The 21391-nt window shown below is 68.5% G+C and carries 23 protein-coding genes; 12 read left to right on the top strand and 11 right to left on the bottom strand.

What is annotated here, in order from left to right; genetic code table 11:
* Positions 1 to 36 precede the first annotated feature (36 nt).
* From fabI to FHD67_RS01425, 4 genes are all read left to right on the top strand, one after another.
* Positions 37 to 864, top strand: coding sequence for an enoyl-ACP reductase FabI (fabI, locus tag FHD67_RS01440; protein ID WP_139597587.1), 828 nt, complete (start codon positions 37 to 39; stop codon positions 862 to 864).
* Positions 865 to 880: 16 nt separating this feature from the next.
* A complete protein-coding gene (locus FHD67_RS01435) occupies positions 881 to 1489 on the top strand; it encodes a LysE family translocator (RefSeq protein ID WP_206692642.1) in 609 nt (202 codons plus the stop codon).
* 11 nt (positions 1490 to 1500) lie between these two features.
* The gene (gpt, locus tag FHD67_RS01430; protein WP_045980835.1) at positions 1501 to 2001 is read left to right on the top strand and encodes a xanthine phosphoribosyltransferase; all 501 of its coding nucleotides are present in this window, start codon (positions 1501 to 1503) and stop codon (positions 1999 to 2001) included.
* A gap of 308 nt (positions 2002 to 2309) precedes the next feature.
* Positions 2310 to 2906 (top strand): PRC-barrel domain-containing protein, encoded by a 597-nt coding sequence (locus tag FHD67_RS01425; protein WP_176695017.1) that lies wholly within the window; start codon positions 2310 to 2312, stop codon positions 2904 to 2906.
* A 54-nt stretch (positions 2907 to 2960) separates the two neighbouring features.
* On the opposite strand, the gene trpE is transcribed toward FHD67_RS01425, so the two are convergent.
* The 4 genes from trpE to FHD67_RS01405 all read right to left on the bottom strand — a co-directional run bounded on the left by trpE (position 2961) and on the right by FHD67_RS01405 (position 8127).
* Positions 2961 to 4466 carry an anthranilate synthase component I gene (trpE, locus tag FHD67_RS01420; protein WP_139597585.1) on the bottom strand — a complete coding sequence of 502 codons (1506 nt, stop codon included), beginning with the start codon at positions 4464 to 4466 and terminating at the stop codon, positions 2961 to 2963.
* Positions 4466 to 6343 (bottom strand): peptidylprolyl isomerase, encoded by a 1878-nt coding sequence (locus FHD67_RS01415; protein WP_045999292.1) that lies wholly within the window; start codon positions 6341 to 6343, stop codon positions 4466 to 4468. The genes trpE and FHD67_RS01415 overlap by 1 nt, the downstream gene beginning before the upstream one ends.
* 67 nt (positions 6344 to 6410) lie before the next feature.
* On the bottom strand, positions 6411 to 7586 hold the full coding sequence (locus tag FHD67_RS01410) for an aminotransferase (RefSeq protein WP_139597584.1): 1176 nt from the start codon (positions 7584 to 7586) through the stop codon (positions 6411 to 6413).
* A 1-nt stretch (position 7587) separates the two neighbouring features.
* Positions 7588 to 8127 carry a hypothetical protein gene (locus FHD67_RS01405; RefSeq protein ID WP_139597583.1) on the bottom strand — a complete coding sequence of 180 codons (540 nt, stop codon included), beginning with the start codon at positions 8125 to 8127 and terminating at the stop codon, positions 7588 to 7590.
* Positions 8128 to 8249: 122 nt separating this feature from the next.
* Here FHD67_RS01405 and FHD67_RS01400 point away from each other — a divergent pair, with 122 nt between their 5' ends.
* The 7 genes from FHD67_RS01400 (at position 8250) to lexA (ending at position 13782) form a co-directional block, all read left to right on the top strand.
* The gene (locus tag FHD67_RS01400; protein ID WP_045980829.1) at positions 8250 to 8840 is read left to right on the top strand and encodes an anthranilate synthase component II; all 591 of its coding nucleotides are present in this window, start codon (positions 8250 to 8252) and stop codon (positions 8838 to 8840) included.
* Complete coding sequence (gene trpD / locus FHD67_RS01395; RefSeq protein ID WP_127898391.1) at positions 8837 to 9856, top strand: anthranilate phosphoribosyltransferase; 1020 nt, start codon at positions 8837 to 8839, stop codon at positions 9854 to 9856. Before FHD67_RS01400 ends, trpD begins: the two co-directional genes overlap by 4 nt.
* Positions 9853 to 10488 (top strand): uracil-DNA glycosylase, encoded by a 636-nt coding sequence (locus FHD67_RS01390; RefSeq protein ID WP_139597582.1) that lies wholly within the window; start codon positions 9853 to 9855, stop codon positions 10486 to 10488. The genes trpD and FHD67_RS01390 overlap by 4 nt, the downstream gene beginning before the upstream one ends.
* A 48-nt stretch (positions 10489 to 10536) precedes the next feature.
* A complete protein-coding gene (gene trpC / locus FHD67_RS01385) occupies positions 10537 to 11328 on the top strand; it encodes an indole-3-glycerol phosphate synthase TrpC (RefSeq protein WP_139597581.1) in 792 nt (263 codons plus the stop codon).
* Entirely contained in the window at positions 11325 to 11798 is a 474-nt protein-coding gene (gene moaC / locus FHD67_RS01380) for a cyclic pyranopterin monophosphate synthase MoaC (protein ID WP_045980825.1), read from the top strand. Before trpC ends, moaC begins: the two co-directional genes overlap by 4 nt.
* Positions 11795 to 12976, top strand: a complete 1182-nt coding sequence (locus FHD67_RS01375; RefSeq protein WP_139597580.1) for a molybdopterin molybdotransferase MoeA — start codon at positions 11795 to 11797, stop codon at positions 12974 to 12976. Before moaC ends, FHD67_RS01375 begins: the two co-directional genes overlap by 4 nt.
* An 89-nt stretch (positions 12977 to 13065) precedes the next feature.
* Entirely contained in the window at positions 13066 to 13782 is a 717-nt protein-coding gene (gene lexA, locus FHD67_RS01370) for a transcriptional repressor LexA (protein ID WP_139597579.1), read from the top strand.
* A 32-nt stretch (positions 13783 to 13814) separates the two neighbouring features.
* On the opposite strand, the gene hemC is transcribed toward lexA, so the two are convergent.
* Positions 13815 to 14744 (bottom strand): hydroxymethylbilane synthase, encoded by a 930-nt coding sequence (gene hemC / locus FHD67_RS01365; protein ID WP_045999655.1) that lies wholly within the window; start codon positions 14742 to 14744, stop codon positions 13815 to 13817.
* An 83-nt stretch (positions 14745 to 14827) separates the two neighbouring features.
* Here hemC and hemE point away from each other — a divergent pair, with 83 nt between their 5' ends.
* Entirely contained in the window at positions 14828 to 15856 is a 1029-nt protein-coding gene (hemE, locus tag FHD67_RS01360; protein ID WP_045999299.1) for a uroporphyrinogen decarboxylase, read from the top strand.
* On the opposite strand, the gene FHD67_RS01355 is transcribed toward hemE, so the two are convergent.
* From FHD67_RS01355 to FHD67_RS01330, 6 genes are all read right to left on the bottom strand, one after another.
* On the bottom strand, positions 15853 to 16833 hold the full coding sequence (locus tag FHD67_RS01355) for an SPOR domain-containing protein (RefSeq protein ID WP_045999300.1): 981 nt from the start codon (positions 16831 to 16833) through the stop codon (positions 15853 to 15855). The genes hemE and FHD67_RS01355 overlap by 4 nt on opposite strands.
* Positions 16834 to 16902: 69 nt before the next feature.
* Positions 16903 to 17532, bottom strand: coding sequence for a uracil phosphoribosyltransferase (upp, locus tag FHD67_RS01350; RefSeq protein WP_176695016.1), 630 nt, complete (start codon positions 17530 to 17532; stop codon positions 16903 to 16905).
* The gene (locus FHD67_RS01345; RefSeq protein ID WP_232303271.1) at positions 17532 to 18497 is read right to left on the bottom strand and encodes an adenosine deaminase; all 966 of its coding nucleotides are present in this window, start codon (positions 18495 to 18497) and stop codon (positions 17532 to 17534) included. The genes upp and FHD67_RS01345 overlap by 1 nt, the downstream gene beginning before the upstream one ends.
* Positions 18488 to 19666 carry a phosphopentomutase gene (locus FHD67_RS01340; protein WP_139597577.1) on the bottom strand — a complete coding sequence of 393 codons (1179 nt, stop codon included), beginning with the start codon at positions 19664 to 19666 and terminating at the stop codon, positions 18488 to 18490. The genes FHD67_RS01345 and FHD67_RS01340 overlap by 10 nt, the downstream gene beginning before the upstream one ends.
* On the bottom strand, positions 19663 to 20946 hold the full coding sequence (locus FHD67_RS01335; RefSeq protein WP_139597576.1) for a thymidine phosphorylase: 1284 nt from the start codon (positions 20944 to 20946) through the stop codon (positions 19663 to 19665). The genes FHD67_RS01340 and FHD67_RS01335 overlap by 4 nt, the downstream gene beginning before the upstream one ends.
* Positions 20943 to 21341, bottom strand: coding sequence for a cytidine deaminase (locus tag FHD67_RS01330; RefSeq protein WP_139597575.1), 399 nt, complete (start codon positions 21339 to 21341; stop codon positions 20943 to 20945). Before FHD67_RS01330 ends, FHD67_RS01335 begins: the two co-directional genes overlap by 4 nt.
* Between the last annotated feature and the right edge of the window lie 50 nt (positions 21342 to 21391).

The raw sequence follows: 21391 nt of genomic DNA, 5'->3' as shown, positions 1-21391 counted from the left end.
CACCTTTGAAACGGTTGAAAGCGTGAGGGACAGGACATGTCAAGCGAGCAGAGGCCCGGCCTGATGGCCGGCAAGCGCGGTCTCATCATGGGATTGGCCAACGACAAGTCGATTGCCTGGGGCATCGCCAAGGCCTTGGCGGCCGAGGGTGCGGAACTGGCGTTCAGCTATCAGGGCGATGCGCTGAAGAAGCGCGTCGATCCGCTGGCGGCGCAGCTGGGGTCGGACACGGTGCTGCCCTGCGACGTGTCGAACGAGGCATCGATCGATACCCTGTTCGCGGATCTGGGCGCGAAATGGGACGGGCTGGACTTCGTCGTTCATGCCATCGGCTTTTCGGACAAGGACCAGCTGCGCGGCCGCTATGCCGAGACGACACGCGAAAACTTCCTGATGACGATGGATATTTCGGTCTATTCCTTCACCGCCGTCGCGCGCCGCGCGGCCGCGATGATGAAGGATGGCGGGTCGATGCTGACGCTGACCTATTACGGCGCCGAACGCGTCATGCCGCATTACAACGTGATGGGCGTCGCCAAGGCCGCGCTGGAGGCCTCCGTCCGCTATCTGGCCGAGGATTTCGGCAAGGACAACATCCGCGTCAACGCGATCAGCGCCGGTCCGATCAAGACGCTGGCCGCCAGCGGCATCGGCGACTTCCGCTACATCATGAAGTGGAACGAACTGAACTCTCCGCTGCGTCGCAATGTCACGCAGGAGGATGTCGGCAATTCCGCCCTGTACCTTCTGTCGCGCCTTGGTGCCGGCGTGACCGGCGAGACGCATCACGTCGATGCCGGATATCACGTCGTGGGCATGAAGGCCGTCGACGCCCCCGACATCGCGACCGTCAAGAAGGACTGACGGACACGCTGCCCCGATGATCCAGATCACGGCCGAACAGATGGGCATCTTCGTGGCCACGCTGTCGGCCGCGATCCTGTCACCCGGACCCGGCGTGATCGCCGTCAGCCAAGGCGCCTTTGCCCTGGGGCGCAGACGCGCGCTGACCTATGGGTGGGGCTTGGCGATCGGCGCGTCGGTCTGGTGCCTGGTCGCGCTGCTGGGACTGACAGCCCTGTTCCGCGTCGCCCCCTGGACCCTTATCCTGCTGAAACTGTTGGGCGGGGCCTATCTGATCCGCATCGGCATCCTGATGTGGATCCATGCCCGCGACCCGATGCCCGACGCCGCGGCGGGCGGGATGAGCCTGTGGTCCGGCATGGCACTGAACCTGTCGAACCCGAAACCGGCGCTGTTCTACTCCGCCGTGCTGCTGTCGATCTTCCCCGCCGCGCTGAGTGTCGCCGACAAGGGCGCCATCTATGCCGTGGCCTTGTCGGTCGAGCTGTTCTTCTATACCGCACTGGCCAGCCTGATGGCCCTGCCGCTGTTGCGGCGGCGCTATGCGGCCCTGAAATTCTGGATCGACCGGGGGGCCGGGCTGGCGATCGCCGCCCTCGGCCTGTCCCTGGTCCTGCGCCCGTGAAGGAGACAACGATGAACGACCGCCTGCCGCACGAAAAAGGCTTCCATGTCAGCTGGGACCAGCTGCACCGCGACGCGCGCGCCCTGGCATGGCGCATGGACGGCACCGAATGGCGGGCCGTGGTCGCCGTGACGCGCGGCGGGCTTGTCCCCGCGATGATCGTCGCGCGGGAACTGGACATCCGGACCATCGACACGATCTCGATCCGCTCCTACAAGGGCGTCGGCACGGAAGCGGGCCAGGGCCAGCTGGAGGTGCTCAAGCGCCCCGACCCCGAACTGATGGGCGACGGCGAGGGCATCCTGGTCGTGGACGACCTGGTTGATTCGGGACGCACGCTGGAACTGATCCGCGAGATGTATCCCAAGGCACATCTGGCCACCGTCTATGCCAAGCCCAAGGGCAAGCCGATGGTCGCCAGCTATGTGACCGAGGTCAGCCAGGACACCTGGATCTTCTTCCCATGGGACATGGCATTGCAGTACGTGCAACCTTTCCGCGGCGAAGACTGAAACGATATCAGGGGCTTGGCGAACCCCTGACATTTCTGTCACCGACAGGGCGGGAACCTGACGTGATGCCGGTGCATTAAGCACCCAATGGCGGGCTGCCCAAGCAACCCGCAAGGCACACACAGGAGACCAAAGACATGCGTAAGCTGCTTTTGACCACCACCCTTGCTCTGCCTCTGACCCTTGGCGCGGCATTCGCGCAGGATACGGCACCCGCTGCCGATCCCGCGATGGAGCCTGCCGAAACCGCCCCCATGACTGACGCCGGAACCGGCGATATGGCGACGGGTGACATGGCCACGGATGACATGGCCACCGAAGACGCCGATGAAGCCGCCGCCGCCGCATCCGCCGCGGAAAAGGTCGAGGTTCAGCAGGCTGAAAACGAATGGCGCATCGACTGGATCACCGGCGCCAGCGTGACGTCGCCTGATGGCACTGACATCGGCTCGATCAGCGATCTGATCGTCGATGGCGACACCGGCGAGATGAAGGCCGCGATCATCGGCGTGGGTGGTTTCCTTGGCATCGGCCAGAAGCAAATCGCCCTGCCGTGGGCCGACCTGACCATCAACTCGGACGCGCAGGAGATCACCAGCGATCTGACGCGGGAAGAGGCCGAAGCCGCACCCGAATATGTGTTCCGCGATCAAGAGGCCCCGGCTGGCGACATGATGAGCGACCCGGCCGCTAACCCGGCAGCCGCCCCTGCCGCGGACCCGATGGCTACCGGCACCGCGACTCCGCCTGCCGACACGATGGCGACCGAACCTGCAGGTGATATGGCGGCCGAACCCGCCGATGGTATGGCTGAACCCGCCGACACGATGGCGACAGAGCCGGCGGACACAATGGCAACGGAACCGGCCGACGGCACGACGACCGAGACCGCACCCGCTAACTAATCCGCGATCCTGACGAAAGAACGGCGGCCCTTTGGCCGCCGTTTTTCGTTGCGCTCAGCTGTTTCCGCGGACGAACCGCGACGCGCCTTCTGCGGCGCGCTGCAAGGCACGGCTTTTGTTGACCGTTTCCTCGAACTCCGCTTCGGGGTCGCTGTCGTAGACGACGCCCCCGCCAGCCTGAATATACAGCGCCTTGTCCTTGACCACGCCGGTGCGCAGCGCGATGCACATGTCCATCTCGCCATTGGCCGCGAAATAGCCGACTGCCCCGCCATAGACGCCCCGCTTTTCAGGCTCCAGCTCGTCGATGATCTGCATCGCGCGAACCTTGGGCGCGCCCGACACAGTTCCGGCCGGCAGGCCCGCCAACAGCGCGGACAGCGCGTCCTCGCCCTCCCGCAACTCTCCGACAACGTTGGACACGATGTGCATGACGTGGCTATACCGTTCGATCACGAACTGCTCGGTCGGGCGGACGGTGCCGGGTTTGGCCACGCGACCCACGTCGTTGCGGCCCAGATCCAACAGCATCAGGTGTTCAGCCAATTCCTTCTGGTCGGACAGAAGATCGGCCTCCAGCGCACGATCCTGCGCCTCATCCACGCCGCGGGGCCGCGTTCCGGCGATGGGGCGGATCGTCACCTCTCCGTCGCGCAGGCGGACCAGGATCTCGGGGCTTGCACCGACGATCTGGAACCCGCCCATGTTCAGGAAGAACATGAAGGGCGACGGGTTGGTCCGCCGCAGGCTGCGGTAAAGCGCAAAGGGCGGCAGCGGAAAGTCCATCCGCCACCGCTGGCTGGGAACGACCTGAAAGATGTCGCCCGCGCGGATGTAATCCTTGGCGGTCTCGATCGCGGCCAGATAATCGGGCTTGGCGAAATTGGACACCGGCGCGCCGATCTGCGTGTCGTCGCCCATCACCCGCGGCTCTGACGGCTGCCGGTCAAGCGAGCGCAGCGCGTCCATGACCCGTTCCGCGGCGCGCGCGTAGGCAGCGCGCGCGTTGTCGGTGCCGTCATGCCAAGCCGGGGCGCACAGGGTCACCTCTCCCTTCACGCCGTCTAGCACGGCCACGACCGAAGGGCGCATCATCATCGCGTCCGGCAGGTCCAGCGGATCGGGGTTCACATCCGGCAGATCTTCAACCAGCCGGATCATGTCATAGCCCAGATAGCCGAACAGGCCCGCCGCGACCGGCGGCACGCCCTCGGGCATCGCGTCGATCCGGCTTTCCGCGATCAGGGCCCGAAGGCTGTCCAGCGCCGGGCGGGGATCATCCTCGAAGTCCTGAGAGAACCGCGCCTGCCGGTTGATCCGCGCCCGACCGTCGCGGCATTCCCAGACCAGGTCGGGCTTCATGCCGACGATCGAATAGCGGCCGCGCAGCTCTCCGCCCGTGACCGATTCCAGCATGAAGCTCTGCGGTGCGGCCTCGGCCAGCTTCAGCATCAGGCTGACCGGGGTGTCCAGGTCCGCGGCCAGCCGGATGGTCACCAGCTGGTTGCGACCTGCGGCCCATTCGGCCTCGAACTGCGGAAATTCCGGCGTCAGCTGCATCACTGGACCTGGGCGTTGATGGCGTTGATCGCGGACTGGTTCAATTCGACCGCGGACTGGCGCTGCGCATAGCGGGCGTAATAGTCGAACAGGTCGACCTGCAGCGACTGATCCAGACGCGACCGCACCCCGTCCAGCACCTGCGCCGCATCGGGCTGGGACAGGTCGGCATCGTTGATCTGGTCAAGCCGCACGACGAACACCCGGTCGCCCGCATCGACGACCTCGGCCTGACCGGGTTCGGTCACGGCAAAGGCCTGCGACAGCAGCTGCGGGGGCAGTCCGTCCATCCAGTCGCTGCGCGCCAGGCCGGTTTCGGTCGTCCAGGCGGAGGCGTCGTCGGCCTGCGCCTCGTCCGGGGTCGCTTCGGTCTGGGCGACCTCGGCCAGGCTCAGATCGGCGGCCAGTTCCAGCAGCTGGCGCTGGACCTCGGCGCGGCGCCAATCGGCCAGAACCTCGTCGCGGACCTCCTCAAAGGGGCGCAGGGTCGGGGGCACGATCTCGTCCAGGCGCATCGCGAAGACGCCGCCATCCGCCAGTTCGGCCAGTTCGGGGAAATCGGTGCTTTCCATCTGGGCAGCACGTTCGCGGAACGCCTCGTATCCGGCGATGCTGCCCTCGGCCGGCACCGCGTCGGCAGTCCAGTCGATCTGGCCCAGTTCCAGCTCGGTATCCTCGGCCAGCTCCTCCAGCGTCGCGCCGCTTGCCAGCGCATCCTCCAGATCCGCGATGCGGTCTTGGATCTGGCGCGCGGCAGCGGACAGCGCCGCCTCTCCGCGCAGGCCTTCGCGCGCTTCCTCGAAGGGAATGTCGACGGGGTCCAGGATCGCGTTCACCGAAAACAGCGCAGGGCCCAGATCGGTCTGCAGCGGACCCACGACTCCCGGCTGGTCCAGCGCGAACACGGCCTCGGCCGCCGAACCCAGCTGCGCCTCGGTCACCTCGCCCAGATCGACGTCGTCCAGAGTCAGTCCGCGCTGCAGGACGAAGGATTCGAACGGCGCGGTGTTGGCGTCGATCTGCTCGCGGGCGGCCTGCGCCTGCGCCTCGTCGGGGAAGACCAGGCGGCTGACCATCCGGCGCGCGGGGCGCTGGAACTGGTCGATGTTCAGCTGATAGGTGTCGCGCAGCGCGGCTTCGTCCAGCTGCACCTCGGAGGACAGCATGTCGGGCGTCACCCAGGCATAGGTGATCGCGCGCGTCTCGGGCGCGGTGAAGCGGTCGCCATTGGCCGCATGCCAGGCGCGCAGCGTCGCGTCGTCGGGCTCGGCCACGGGCGCGGGCAACTCGTCCTCGGTCAGTTCGCGCCAGCTGAAATCGCGCGTCTCCAGCAGCCAGCGGGCGGTCTGGTCAACCATCGGCGCCGGCGCGGTCACGCCGCCCACGACGGCGCGCTGCAAAAGCAGGCGCGCCTCGTCGTCGCGCACGGTCGCCTCGAAATCGGCCTCGGTCAGGTTCTCGCGGCGCAGCACCTCGGCATAGGCGGCACGGTCGAACGACCCGTTCGGGCCCTGGAACGCACCCGCCTGCATGATCGTCTGCGCGACCTGCGCATCGCCCACCGACACGCCGATGGCGCGCGCCTGTTCCGCCAGCGCGGCCGCCGCGATCAGGTTGGCCTGCACCGACTGCGCCAGCCCCATCTGCTGCGCCTGCTGCATGGTGATCTGCTGGCCGGTCTGCTGGGAAAAGGCGCGCATTTCCGATTGCAGGGCGCGGGCATAGTCGTCGGCCGTGATCTTGGTGTCGCCGACCGATCCGATCTCGGTCGTGCCGCCCGAAAAGCTGGTGATGCCAAAGCCTCCCAGCCCCAGCACCATCAGACCCATCAGGATCCAGACGATGGTCGATTTGCCCTTGGTACGCAGCTGTGACATGGCGCGGCCTTCCTCGTGGTCGTGTCCCGCCCGTCTTTAGGGCGCGGGCGGGTCAGCCACAAGTGGATCAGGCCGAAAGGCCGGCCAGCCGGTCCGCCAGCGCCGCGATTCCGTCCGCGTCGACATTGGCAAACGCAATGCGCAGGTGGCGCGGCCCCGTGGCGTCGCCCTCGGGCGTGAACATCGTTCCGGGCAGCGCCAGGACGCCTGCGTCCCGCACCATCCGCCGCGCCAGATCGGCCGAGCCTTCGGCGAACGGGTGTTCGACCCATGCGAAATACGCCCCCGCGCTTTTCAACCGCCAGCCGGGCAAGGCGCCAAGGGCAGCCGCGGCGGCGGCGCGGCGCGCCAGGATCTCGGCCCGCTCTCCGGCCAGCCAGTCCTGCAGGTGCTCCATCCCCCAGACCGCGCCGATCTGACCCAATTGCGACGGAGAGATGGCCACGGTGTCCAGGAACTTTTCGACCTGCTGCAGCCGCTCGATGCCGGCGACGATGGCGCCGACACGATGCCCGGTCAGGCGATAGGCCTTGGAAAAGCTGTAGAGCTGGATCAGCGTCCCGTCCCAGTCAGGCCGGGTCAGCAGGTCGTGCGGTGCCCCGTCGCGGCTGTCGAAATCGCGATAGGTCTCGTCGACCACCAGCGCGATCCCGTGCGCCTGCGCCAGATCGAAGAACCGCCCCACCAGATCGGCCGGGTATTCCGCGCCCGACGGGTTGTTCGGTGTGACCAGCACGATCGCCCGCGTGGCGGGCGTGATCAACGCGGCCGCGTGATCGGGGTCGGGCAGCATGTCGGCCCCGCAGGGCAGCGGGACTGTGGCGACGCCCGCCATGTCCAGCCACATCTTGTGATTGAAGTACCAAGGCGTCGGCACGATCACCTGATCGCCCGGCCCGGCCAGCGTCGCCATGACCGCGCAGAACGCCTGGTTGCACCCTTGGGTGATCGCGACGTTGGCCCCCGTCAGCGCACCCTCATAGGCGGCGGAAAACTGCGCCGCCACGGCATCGCGCAGATCGCTGTTGCCCAGGACGGGGCCGTACAGATGCGCCTCGGGTCGGTGCAGGGCCGCCTCGGCGATGGCCCGGCGCAGCCCTTCGGGCGGCGGATCGACGGGTGCGGCCTGGCTGACATTGATCAGGGGTCGGTCGACGGAGAAGCTGACGCCGCTCAGCCAGCGGCGCGCCTCCATCACCGGGGGGGCAAAGGTCGCGGCAAGGGCGGGGTTCAGCGGGCGCATGTCAGTCTCGTTCCATTCTGCGAAGGTCGGTCAGGTCCGGCGGCAGCGACAGGTCCAGCGCCGGCGCGGGCATCGCGGGCGCCCGGTCCATGGGCGCGTCGTCGGACGGCGCGATCCGCGGCAACCCGTCCTGCGCCGCGCGGATCGCGGGCTGAGGCGCGGGGCCGGTTACCGTCACCGGCGTATCGCCGCGCAGGGTCAGGCCTGGCGCATCGGCGGCCATGTCGGGCGCGGGTTGCGCAGGCATCCGGTCCGTGGGCTGCAGGCTGGGGCGCATCGTATCATTCGTCACGGGGGCCGGTTCATCCTGGGGTGCGGGCACCGCGGCGGGCGTGGCCGCATCGCGCAGGCTGGCCGCACTGGGCGCGGGCAAGGTCGGCGAGACGTCGCCCCCGCTTCCGAATTCGGACCCGATCGGCATGCCGATCGACAGCGCGCCGCGCCCCGGCGGCGCCAGCGGCACCGCCAGCGACAGCCCGGCCAGCGCCAGGACCCCAACCAGCCCGCCCGTCGCCGCCCCCGCCAGAAATCCCCGTGCCATCCCTGCCCCGTCCGTGCTGTGCGTCCGCCCGGTCTTGACCCCCGGTGGCGCTTTGGCCCATCTATAGCGGACGCTTTTTCCGGGGGAAACCGCCCCCCTTCTTCTGGCCGCAAGGTGCATCGATGATCCTTCTGATCGACAATTACGACAGCTTCACCTGGAACCTTGTCCATTACATGGGCGAGGCCGGGGCAGAGGTCGTCGTGCGCCGCAACGACCAGATCACCGTGGACGAGGCCCTGGCGATGGCGCCGGACGGGATCGTGATCTCTCCGGGGCCGTGCGATCCGGCGCAGGCCGGGATCTGCCTGGACCTGATCCGCGCGGCTGCGGACCGCGCCGTGCCGCTGTTTGGGGTCTGCCTGGGCCACCAGGCGATCGGAGAGGCGTTCGGCGGTCGCGTCGTGCGCGCCAACCGCATCCTACATGGCAAGGTCGACGCGATCAGCCATGACGGCACAGGCGTCTTTTCGGGGCTGCAATCGCCGCTGAACGCCACCCGCTATCATTCGCTGACCGTCGAGCCCGAGACCCTGCCGAATTGCCTGCGCGTCACCGCGACGTCGGACGACGGCACGATCATGGGCCTGATCCATTCCGACCTGCCGATCGAGGGCGTGCAGTTCCATCCCGAATCCATCGCCTCGCAGTTCGGACACGAGATGATCCGCAACTTCCTGGACCGCTGCACCGTCCGCAAGGACGCCGCATGACGGACATCCGACCCCTGATCGGCCTTGCCGCCGAACGCCCCCTGACGGGATCCGAGGCCGAGGCCGCGTTCTCTGCGCTGTTCGACGGTGCGGCGACCCCCGCCCAGATCGGCGGCCTGCTGATGGCCTTGCGCGTGCGCGGCGAAACCGTGGACGAGATCGCAGCCGCCGCCCGCGCCATGCGCGCCCGCATGAACCGCGTCACCGCACCTGACGGCGCGATGGACATCGTGGGCACCGGCGGCGACGGCAAGGGGACGCTGAACATCTCGACCGCGACGGCCTTTGTCGTGGCGGGGGCCGGTGTGCCCGTGGCCAAGCACGGCAACCGCAACCTGTCGTCGAAATCCGGGGCGGCCGATGCGCTGACCCAGATGGGCATCAACGTGCTGGGCGGCCCCGCCGTGGCGCAGCGCGCGCTGGACCAGGCGGGCATCTGCTTCATGATGGCGCCGATGCACCACCCGGCGATGCGCCATGTCGGCCCGCCCCGGACCGAACTGGGCACGCGCACCGTCTTCAACCTATTGGGACCGCTGACCAATCCGGCCGGGGTCCGCCGCCAGCTGACCGGTGCGTTCAGTGCCGACTGGCTGCGACCCATGGCCGAGGTGCTGCGCGACCTGGGGTCGACATCGGCTTGGCTGGTGCATGGCGGCGACGGCACGGACGAATTGTCGATCGCCGAGGACAGCCACGTGGCCGCGCTGCAGGACGGCCAGATCACCGAATTCACCATCGCCCCCGAGGATGCGGGCCTTTCCCGTCACCCCTTCGCCGCGATCGTGGGCGGAGAGCCGTCGCACAATGCCGCGGCCTTCCGGGCCCTGCTGGACGGCGAACGGGGCGCCTATCGCGACGCGGTCCTGCTGAACGCGGCCGCTGCGCTGCTGATCGCGGGGCGGGTTTCCGACCTGCGCGACGGGGCCCGGATGGCCGCCGAATCGCTGGACAGCGGCGCGGCAAAGGCGCGGCTGGTGGCGCTGGCGCAGGTCACCGGCGCACCCGAATCGTGACGCCCCCGTCGGACTGGGCGCATCTGCCGTTCTTTCGGGACGACTGGCCGGCGATCCGCGACCGGCTGGCGGACACGGCGTTCCTGCCCGGGCCTGATCGGATCTTCGCGGCCCTGCAGGCGACATCGCCGCGGGATGTGCGCGTCGTGATCCTGGGTCAGGATCCCTATCCGACACCGGGCCATGCGAACGGGTTGGCATTCTCGGTCACGCCCGACACGCCGCTGCCCCGGTCTCTGCGCAATATCTTTGCCGAACTGCGCGACGATCTGGGCGATGCGCCCGCCACGGGTGATCTGTCGCATTGGGCGCGTCAGGGCGTGCTGCTGCTGAACACCGCACTGTCGGTCATGCCGGGACAGGCAGGAGCCCATGCGGGCTGGGGTTGGGAACGGCTGGCCCGACAGGCCGTTGCCGAGGCGCAGTCGCACGGTCCGCTGGCCTTCCTGCTGTGGGGCAATCATGCGCGCAAAGCGGTGGCAGGCCTGCCGCGCGCGCAGGATCTGGTGATCGCCACGGCCCATCCCTCGCCCCTGTCGGCCCGGCGCGGGTTCTTTGGATCGCGGCCCTTCAGCCGCATCAACGACTGGTTGACGGACCAGGGGCGTGCGCCCATCGACTGGACCGGCTGACCGCCGCGCCCCCTTTCCCCGCCCGCGCGGTGGGGATAGAACGGGGGCATGGATATTCTGGACAAGATCAAGGCCTACAAGCTGGAAGAGATCGCCGCCGCCAAGGCCGCGCGTCCGCTGGCCGACCTCGACGCGCAGGCCCGTGCGGCCGACGCCCCCCGCGGCTTTGCCCGCGCGCTGGACCGGGCCGCAGCTAGCGGCCCCGCCCTGATCGCCGAGATCAAGAAGGCCAGCCCGTCCAAGGGCCTGATCCGGCCCGATTTCGATCCGCCGTCGCTGGCCCGTGCCTATCAGGCGGGCGGCGCGGCCTGCCTGTCGGTGCTGACCGACGGCCCCAGCTTTCAGGGCGCGCCCGCGTTTCTGACGGCCGCGCGCGCCGCATGCGACCTGCCGGCGCTGCGCAAGGATTTCCTCTACGACACCTATCAGGTGACAGAGGCCAGGGCCTGGGGCGCGGATTGCATCCTGATCATCATGGCCTCGGTCGACGACACCCAGGCCCGCGATCTGGAGGATGCGGCGATGGGCTGGGGCATGGATGTCCTGATCGAGGTGCATGACGCGCCCGAACTGGACCGCGCCCTGCGCCTGAAATCGCCGTTGATCGGCGTGAACAACCGTAATCTCAAGACCTTCGACGTCACACTTGATGTGACGCGCGACCTTGCACCGCGCATCCCCGACGACCGCCAGTTGGTCTGCGAAAGCGGACTGTTCACCCAGGCGGACCTGGGCGCGATGATGCAGACCGGCGCGCGGCGCTTCCTGATCGGGGAAAGCCTGATGCGTCAGGCCGACGTGACCGCCGCCACCCGCGCCATCCTGGACGTCGCCGCATGACCCTGACCCATTTCGACGCCGCCGGTCAGGCGCATATGGTCGACATCTCGGCCAAGTCCGAAACAGCGCGTGAAGCCGTGGCCACGGGCTGCGTGATCATGACACCGGAAACGCTATCCCTGGCGCAGGGGGGCGCGGCCAAGGGCGACGTGCTGGGCGTGGCGCGCCTGGCGGGCATCATGGGCGCAAAGCGTACTGCCGATCTGATCCCGCTGTGCCATCCGCTGGCGCTGGCCAAGGTCGCGGTCGACCTTGTGGCCGATCCAGACCTGCCCGGTATCCGCGTCACCGCGACCGTCCGCACCACCGGCCGCACCGGGGTCGAGATGGAGGCGCTGACCGCCGTCACCACCGCCTGCCTGACCGTATACGACATGCTGAAGGCGGCGCAGAAGTCGATGGAAATTCAGGACATCCGCCTGCTGCGCAAGGATGGCGGCAAGTCCGGCCCCTACGAGGCGCCGCGATGATCTCGGTCGCCGAGGCCCTTGAACGCGTTCTGGCCCTTGCCAACCCGCCGCGCCCCGAGATTGTGTCCCTGGCCGACGCCCATGGCCGCGCTCTGTTGCAGCCCGCCGTGTCCCGGCTGACCCAGCCACCCTTCGACGCATCCGCGATGGACGGCTATGCGATGCGGGCGGTCGATCTGGACGACGCCCTGACCGTGATCGGCACCAGCGCGGCAGGCCATCCGTGGGGCGGCACTGCCCGCCCGGGCACCGCCATCCGCATCTTCACCGGCGCACCCGTGCCGCAAGGCTTTGACCATGTCGAACTGCAAGAGAACGTAGACCGCGACGGCGACGTGATCCGCGTTGTGACCCGATCCGGGGGCAGCAACATCCGGGCGCGCGGCAACGACTTTGCACAAGGCGATACCGTCGCGCCGGGGATCATCTTGGGCGCGGCCCATATCGGTCTGCTGGCCGCGATGAACGTTGACAATGTCACGGTCGCCGCGCGCCCCCGCGTCGCCATCCTGGCGGGCGGCGATGAATTGGTTCCCCCCGGCACGGACCCTGCGGAGGGTCAGATCATCAGCTCGAACGACCTGGCCATTGCGGCCATGGTCCGTGATGCTGGCGGCAAGCCGCACATCCTGCCGATCGCCCGCGACACCGAGGACAGCCTGCGTGACAGTTTTCGCGCGGCGGCGGACGCGGATCTGCTGGTCACCATCGGCGGCGCCTCGGTCGGCGACCATGACCTGATCGGCAAGATCGCGCAGGAACACGGTATCGAACAGGCCTTCTACAAGGTTGCGCTGCGTCCCGGAAAGCCGCTGATGGCGGGCCGGATGGCGGAAGGCGCCATGCTGGGCCTACCAGGAAATCCCGTTTCGGCAATGGTTTGCGCGGTTCTGTTCATGCAACCTCTGATCCGCGCGATGCAGGGGCTTCTGGCGGATGCGCCGTTGCGCAAGGCAAGGCTGGCCCACGACTTGCCGGCTGAAGGACCCCGTCAGCACTACCTGCGGGCGACATTGGCTGCGGGCGAGGACCTACCCCTGATCGCGCCCTTTGCGGATCAGGATTCGGCACGGCTGGCGCTGATGGCGCAGGCGAATGCGCTGCTGGTTCGTCCGCCGCATGATCCGGCCATGCCGGCGGGCGATCTGGTCGATTACATTCCCCTTGCCGCTAGTTAACTGTTTTTTCACCCTTTCACGGTCAACTGATTGACGCGATTCTGTGGATAAGCTAGAACAGACGCGGAACACGAAGAAAAGGGCGGGCCATGTTGACGAAAAAGCAGATCCAACTGCTTGAGTTCATCCAGAGGCGGATGGCGCGGGACGGCGTGCCGCCTTCCTTCGACGAGATGAAGGATGCTTTGGACCTGCGGTCCAAGTCCGGGATTCATAGGCTGGTGACCGCGCTGGAAGAGCGAGGCTTCATCCGGCGCCTGCCGCACCGCGCCCGCGCGCTCGAGGTGCTTCGCCTGCCCGACGCCCTGTCCCACCTGACCGACGCCGCCCCCGCGGAGACGCGTCCGGCTTTCACGCCGCGCGTCATCTCGAACACGCGCCCCGCTCGACCGCGCGGTGCCATGACGGTCGTCGACAGCCCTGCGGTTCAGTTGCCCCTGATGGGCCGTATCGCCGCCGGCGTGCCGATCGAGGCGATTTCCGAAGTGTCGCACCACGTCGCGGTGCCGGGAACGATGCTTTCGGGCCGTGAACATCATTACGCGCTTGAGGTGACCGGCGATTCGATGATCGAGGCCGGCATCAACGATGGCGATGTCGTGGTGATCCGCGAACAGGACACCGCAGAGACGGGCGACATCATCGTGGCCTTGGTGGACAATCAGGAAGCCACTCTGAAGCGCTATCGCCGCAAAGGATCGATGATCGCGCTGGAGGCCGCCAATCCGGCCTACGAGACGCGGCTTCTTCCCGAAGACCGCGTGCGCATCCAGGGTCGGCTGGTCGGACTGATCCGCAGCTATTGACGCGCTTGCCGGGGCTGTGCCCCAGCATATCCTCAGGCCATCAGAAAGCCGGGTCCGGCGCGGGACAGCAGCTCCTCCGCCAGATCCGTCCCCATGGCCGCACCATCCGACGCAAGACCATCACGGACACCGGCGACGACCTCGCTGCCATCCGGGCGCAGGATTTCGCCCCGCAGCGTCATGCGGTCGCCATCCAGCGTAGCAAGCCCCGCGATGGGCGTCTGGCAGGACCCGTCCAAGCGGCGCAGGAAGGCACGCTCTGCCTCAATCCGCAGCGCCGTCAGCGGATCGTTGATCGACGACAGCAGCATCGCACAGCCCTGATCGTCGGCACGGCGCTCGATGCCGATGGCGCCCTGTGCGACAGCGGGCAGCATCTCGTCCGGATCGATGGCACTTTGGGCGACGTGACGCATGTCCAGCCGCGACAGTCCCGCCATTGCCAGGAAGGTCGCCACGGCAACCCCGTCCGCAAGCTTCTGCAGGCGCGTCTGCACATTCCCCCGAAATTCCACCAACTGCAGATCGGGACGACGGTGTGCCAATTGGGCGCGGCGGCGCAGGCTGGAGGAGCCCACGACCGCGCCCTGCGGCAGCGCGGTGATCGAGGCTACGTGCGGGCTGACAAAGGCGTCCCGGACATCCTCTCGCGGCAGCAGGCAGTCGATCACCAAGCCGTCCGGTTGCAGCGTGGGCATGTCCTTCATCGAATGCACGGCGATGTCGATCGCGCCCTCGGTCAAGGCCTCCTCGATCTCGCGGGTGAACAGGCCCTTGCCGCCGATCTGCGACAGGGGGCGGTCCAGGACGCGGTCGCCGGTGGTCTTGATCGGAATGATCTGGAACGCGTCCTGCGGCAGGCCATGGGCAGCCATCAGGCGATCGCGCGTCTCATGGGCCTGCGCCAAGGCCAGGACCGATCCGCGCGTGCCGATCCGAAGCGGTCGGGTGGGAGTGGGCATCTGTTTCATGCGCCACGGCATAGCCGCCGGGGCTGCGCTTGACAACGCCTGTCGCCTGACCTTCAAGGGGCGCAGGAGGCCCCATGACCAAACTTCTGCTGCGTGCCCTGGCCGGCGAGACCCTGCCCACCCCGCCGATCTGGATGATGCGTCAAGCCGGGCGTTATCTGCCGGAGTACCGTGCGACGCGCGCGCAGGCGGGCGATTTCCTGTCGCTGTGCTACAATCCCGACCTTGCCGCCGAGGTCACCCTGCAGCCGATCCGCCGCTTTGGCTTTGATGCCGCGATCCTTTTTGCCGACATCCTGCTGATCCCCCAGGCCTTGGGCGCCGACCTGTGGTTCGTCACCGGAGAGGGACCGCGGCTGTCCACCGTGACCAGCGCGTCGGATTTGGCGCGGCTGAAACCGGCGGATCAGGTCGATGCGCAGCTGGCACCCGTCTATGAGACGCTGCAGATCCTGTCACGCGAACTGCCGCGGGAAACCGCCCTGATCGGCTTTGCCGGCGCGCCATGGACGGTCGCGACCTACATGGTCGCGGGCCGCGGCACCAAGGATCAGGGACCGGCGCATCTGCTGAAGGATCAGGACCGCGCGACATTCGCCGCATTGATCGACCTGATCACGGATGCCACGATCCATTACCTGTCACGCCAGATCGAGGCCGGGGCCGAAGTCGTCAAGCTGTTCGACAGCTGGGCCGGCAGCCTGAAGGGCCAGGATTTCGACGACTTCGCGATTGCCCCGGCCAAGCGGATCATCGCCGCGCTGAAGGCGCGCCATCCCGGCGTGCCTGTCATCGCCTTCCCCCGTGAGGCGGGCGAGCGTTATGTCGGGTTTCGGGCGGCGGTCGGAGCAGACTGCGTTGCGCTGGACAATTCGGTATCGACCGATTGGGCCGCGCGCCACGTCCAGACCGAGGGCTGCGTCCAAGGCAACATGGACCCGCGGCACATGGTCACGGGCGGGCCCGAACTGGTCGCCGAGGCGCAGCGGATCACCCGCGCCCTGCGCGGCGGTCCGCATGTCTTCAACCTGGGTCACGGGATCACCCCTGACGCCGATCCCGACAACGTCGCCCGGATGATCGAGGCGGTGCGCAGTGCCTAGCGCGCCACCGCCTTGGGATAGCCGTTCGCCCGCAGATCGTTCAGCGCGGCGATCAGGGCCTGCCGGTCGGTAAAGGGTCCCGCCATGATCAGCCGCAGCGGTTTCGTCCCATCCGTTGTCCGCCCCTGCCCCGTCGGATAGCCGCGCGCGGCCAGCGCCCGCAGCACGATCATCGCGTTCCCCTCGTCGCCATAGGCGCCAACCTGAACATACCGCGCCGATGCCGGGATCATCTCGGGTCCAGGCACCGCCACCGGCTTGGGCGCGGAGGCGACGGGCGCCGCAGGGGTTGGTGAGGCCGCACGACGGGTCGTGGCACGCGGGGTCGCGGCAACGGTCGGCCGCGCCGCGGGGGCCGTCCTGACGGCTGCCGGCTCTGGCCGTGGCGGTGCCGCGGTCACTCCCGTGGTCAACGACGCCGTCGCGGTGGCCGCGCGCATGCCGGGACACAACCCCAAGGTAGAGCCCTGCGCGGATGCCGACGGGTCCGGCTTGTAGCCAAGACGCGCGCACAGCTCCGGGCTGCCCGACAGGCCGGTGGCCTCGCGCAGTGTCGGTGCCATGGTCAGGGCATCCTGCAGTGCGGTGTGGATCGGATCGGGCGCCCGCGACGCGGCCGGTTCCGCGCGGGTTTCGGCCGGGGCCGGGTCCGCGGTCCATTCGCCGGGGCGCAGGTCGCGCGACAGCTGTTCAAGCAGCAGGGTTTCGACATCCGGCGGCGGTGCTTGGGTCAGCGGCAGCGCCCTTTCCGTCAGCGGGTCCGTGCGCCGGACGTCCAGGCTGGGGGGAAAGCCGCACAGCGCCTGCCCTTGCCCATCCTGACGCGCAGTCCAGTCGGCGCCGCTGCGGGTGAAGACGCAGCCGTTGCCGTCGATATACTGCGTCCCCGCGAAATCGGCGGGGGGCGGTGGCGTCGGCGCGGCTTGCGCCGCCCCGCCCAGCAAAAGCATCGCCAAGACCCGCAAGTGCCCGATCATCTGCCATCCATTCCGTTGTCCTGCCCCAGACCTAGCGCAGAACCGTGAAACGGCGGTTAACGGGAGGCCTTATTTCGTGCCGAACATCCGGTCGCCGGCATCGCCCAGGCCCGGGACGATATAGCCGTGATCGTCCAGTCGTTCGTCCAGCGCCGCCGTGAAGATCGGCACGTCCGGATGCGCCTCGCGCATGCGTTCGACGCCTTCGGGCGCAGCCAACAGGCACAGGAAGCGCATGTTCTTGGCGCCGCGCTCTTTCAGCATGTCGATGGCCGCGACCGACGAGTTGCCCGTGGCCAGCATGGGGTCCACCACGATGGTCATCCGCGCGTCCAGTTCGCGCGGCACCTTGCAGTAGTATTCGACCGGCTTCAGCGTCTCGGGGTCGCGATAGAGGCCGACGAAGCCCACGCGCGCGCCGGGGATCAGCTCCAGGATACCGTCCATCAGCCCGTTTCCGGCCCGCAGGATCGAGATCAGGGCCAGCTTCTTGCCCTCCAGCGTGGGGGCCTCCATCTCGCACATGGGCGTCTCGATGTGCATGGTGGTCAGCTCCAGCTCTCGCGTGACCTCATAGGCCAGAAGCAGGCTGATCTCGCGCAGAAGGCGGCGGAAACCGGCGGTGGACACCTCTTTCTGGCGCATGATCGACAGCTTGTGCTGAACCAGCGGGTGGTCGACGACGGTCAGGTGTTGCATCAGGCGAATTCCTTTTTCAGGCGGTCGCGGGTGGACGCGTCGCAGAACGCGGCGTCGGCAGCCCACTGGTTGATCTGTCGGAACTCGGTATCGCCCCAGCCAAAGGTCGACGCAAGTCGATCGTATTCATGGCGCATCGTCGTGTGGAAGAACGGCGGATCGTCGGTGGACACGGTGACCCGCACCCCGGCATCGGCCAGCCGCGCGATGGGATGGGCGGCCCAGGACGGATAGACCCCAAGCGCGATGTTCGATCCCGGACACACCTCCAGCGTCACGCCGCGCTCGACCAGGTCGCGCACCAGCGCAGGGTCGTCGATCGCCTGCACGCCATGCCCGATGCGAGTGCAGCCCAGGTCCAGCGCCTGCCGGACGCTGTCGGGGCCGCCCCATTCGCCTGCATGGCAGGTCAGGCCCAACCCGGCCTCTGCCGCGCAGTCAAAGCTCCAGGCGTAATCGGTGGCCCGGCCGACCTGTTCGGCCCCACCCATGCCAAAGCCGGTGATCCAGCCGCCCGCGGTCTCGGCAGCACAGCGCGCGGTTTTGCGCGCACGATCCGCGCCGAAGTGACGGATCGCGGTGACGATGCCGCGGCTGTCGATGCCGTCCGCCCGGGCGCGGTCCGCGACCTCGGTCATCGCGGCCAGATGATCGCGCCAGGCCGAAAGGTCCGCACCTCCGCAGAACTCCGGCGAGACGAACAGTTCCGCATAGACCACGCCCTCCTCGGCGCAGCGGTCAAGCACCTCGGCCAGCAGGCGGGCATAGTCGCGCGGGCCGTTGATGACGCTGGTCGCGGCCTCGTAGCAGCGCAGGAAGCCCGGAAAGTCGTCATAGGCGTAATGCCCGCGCTCGTCGAAGACGCCGGACAGGTCGGCGCGTTTTTCCTTGGCCAGGCCGCGGATGAAATCGGGTGGCGCGGCACCCTCCAGATGCAGATGCAGTTCGATCTTCTTCATAGGAATGATGTCCCGTGTCGGGGGGCGGGCAGCCCCAGATGCGCAAGGATAGAGGCGCCGATATCGGCAAAGCCCACCTGCCCCACGCCGCGCACGCCCGCACCCCAGCCCAGCACGGGGGCGCGCTCGCGGGTGTGGTCGGTGCCGGACCAGGACGGGTCATTGCCGTGATCGGCGGTGAAGATCGCCAGATCGCCAGGCGACAGCGTCGCCAGGAACCGGCCCGCGACGCCGTCGAACCATTCCAGTTGCGTGGCATAGCCGGGAATGTCCCGCCTGTGGCCAAAATTGGTGTCGAATTCGACAAAGTTCGCGAATGTCAGGCTGCCGGGTTCGGCCTGGGTGCCAAGCCTGACCAGGTGTTCGGCCAAGGCCGCGTCATTTTCGCCCTTGTGCAGGCGGGTGATGCCGCGATGGCTGAAGATGTCGCCGATCTTGCCGATGGCATAAGTGACCCGCCCCGCACCCTGCGCGATGTCCAGGATGGTGTCGCCAGGCGGCGCGATCGCGAAATCGCGGCGGTTGCCGGTGCGACGGAACGCGCCGGGCTGGCCGCCAAAGGGGCGCGCGATGACCCGGCCCACGCGCATCGCATGCAGCATCGGTGACAGATCGCGACACAGCGCGATCAGGCGGTCGAGGCCGAACGCCTCCTCATGCGCCGCGATCTGCAGCACGCTGTCGGCCGAGGTGTAGCAGATCGGCCAGCCGGTCTGCAGATGCCGGGCGCCGAAGTCGTCGATGACCTGCGTGCCAGATGCGTGGCAATTGCCCAGGATGCCGTCGGTCCCTGCCAGCTGGCAGATCCGCGCGGTCACGTCGGCAGGAAAGGCGGGGTCCGCGTCGGGGAAATAAGTCCAATCCCACGGCACGTGGACGCCCGCGATCTCCCAGTGGCCAGAGGGGGTGTCCTTGCCGCGCGACACCTCGGATGCCGCGCCCCACAGGCCGCGGGGTTCGGCGCCCAGACCCGGTGCATCGATACCCGAGGCCAGCCGCACCGCCGCCCCAAGCCCCAGCCCGTCCAGCACCGGCATCCGCAGCGGTCGCGCCTGCGCGATATGCCCGACGGTGTTCGCGCCGGTATCGGGGCGACCGTCGTTGAAGAAGGCGTGGGCATCGGGCGCGCCGCCGATGCCCACGCTGTCCATGACGATCAGGAACGCCCGGCTCATGCGCCGATCCGGTCGCGGATCAGTGGGCCGGGCTGGCCGTCGCCCAGGACATAGGCGGCCTGCACGGCGGCGATGGCCACCTGTGCCGCCGTGTCGTCGGCGGCGTGGACCATGCCCAGGGGGCGGTCGGGGCCGACCTCCTCTCCCAGCTTGGCCAGGCGGTTCAGGCCCACGCGGTGGTCGATCGCCTCGGCCGCGCGCACGCGCCCGCCGCCAAGCGCCAGCACCGCGTGGCCAAGCGCGGTCACGTCGATACGGCCCACGCGCCCCGCGGCGGGCGCGGGGATGGGCAGGATCAGCGGCGCACGGGCCAGATGCGCCTCGGGGCGGTCCAGCAGGTCGCGCGGTCCGCCCTGGGCCGCGACCATGCGGCCGAACACCTCGGCCGCGGCGCCGCTGTCCAGCGTGTCGGCCAGACCGTCCGCGGACCGTCCCGCCAGCGTCAGGCATTCCGCCGCCAGCGCCAGCGTCAGGTCGCGCAGCGCCCCGGCCTGGCCCCGCAGGGCGCAGATCGCCTCGTGGATCTCCAGCGCATTGCCGGCGCTGCGGGCCAGCGGCTGATCCATGTCGGTGATGAAGGCAGAGGTGCGGCAGCCCGCCCCGTTCGCCGTCTCGACCAGGGCCTGGGCCAGGCGGCCGGCGCTGTCGGCCTTCTTCAGGATGGCGCCCGACCCCGCCTTGACGTCCAGGACCAGCGCATCCAGCCCCGCTGCCAGCTTCTTCGACAGGATCGACGCGGTGATCAGGTCGATCGATTCCACCGTCCCCGATTCGTCGCGGATCGCGTACAGGCGACGGTCCGCAGGGGCCACGTCGCCCGTGGCCGCCACGATCGCGCAGCCGACGGTGCGCACGATGCGGCGGAAGTCATCCTCAGGCTGGTCGCACAGATAGCCCGGGATCGCCTCCAGCTTGTCCAGCGTGCCACCCGTATGGCCCAGGCCGCGACCCGAGATCATCGGCACGAACACCCCGCGCGCGGCCAAAAGCGGCGCCAGCACCAGCGACACCGTATCGCCGATGCCGCCGGTCGAATGCTTGTCCACCACCGGGCCCGACAGGTCCCATTGCAGGACATGCCCCGAATCGCGCATGGCGCGCGTCAGCGCCACGCGGCCCGCCGGTCCGACGCTCTTGGTCAGCACCGCCATCGCGAAGGCACCCGCCTGCGCGTCGCTGACCGACCCGTCGGCCAGCCCCTGCGCGATCAGCGCCGCGCCCGGCCCGTCCAGGCCCCGCCCGTCGCGGATCGCCGATATGACAGGACGCGGATCCGTCATGTGCGCGCCATGTGGCCCGCGTCGAACCGGCCGGGCAGCAGGTCGCCCACGGTCGTGTGCATCTGCGCGCCGTCGGTCGTGGCCAGCAGGACCGGCACCTCTGCGGACGCGAATTCCGCCAGCTTCTGCCGACAGCCGCCGCAGGGCGGCACGGGGGTCGGGCTGTCGGCGATTACGGCGACCTCGATTAACTCGGTCTCTCCGGCGGCGACCATCGCGGCGATGGCCCCGGCCTCGGCGCAGGTGCCTTCGGGATAGGCCACATTCTCGACGTTGCAGCCGCGATAGACGGTGCCCGACGCGCCGCGGATGGCCGCGCCGACCTTGAATTTAGAATAGGGCACATAGGCCCGTTCGCGCACGTCGCGCGCCGCATCCAGCAATGACGTCGTCATGGTTCACCCCGTTCGATCTGGCCGCCAATCTGCGCCCGCGGGCGGGGTTG

The sequence above is a fragment of the Paracoccus haeundaensis genome (assembly GCF_006239215.1).
GTDB lineage: Bacteria > Pseudomonadota > Alphaproteobacteria > Rhodobacterales > Rhodobacteraceae > Paracoccus > Paracoccus marcusii.
This window is presented reverse-complemented; position numbering and strand designations above follow the sequence as displayed.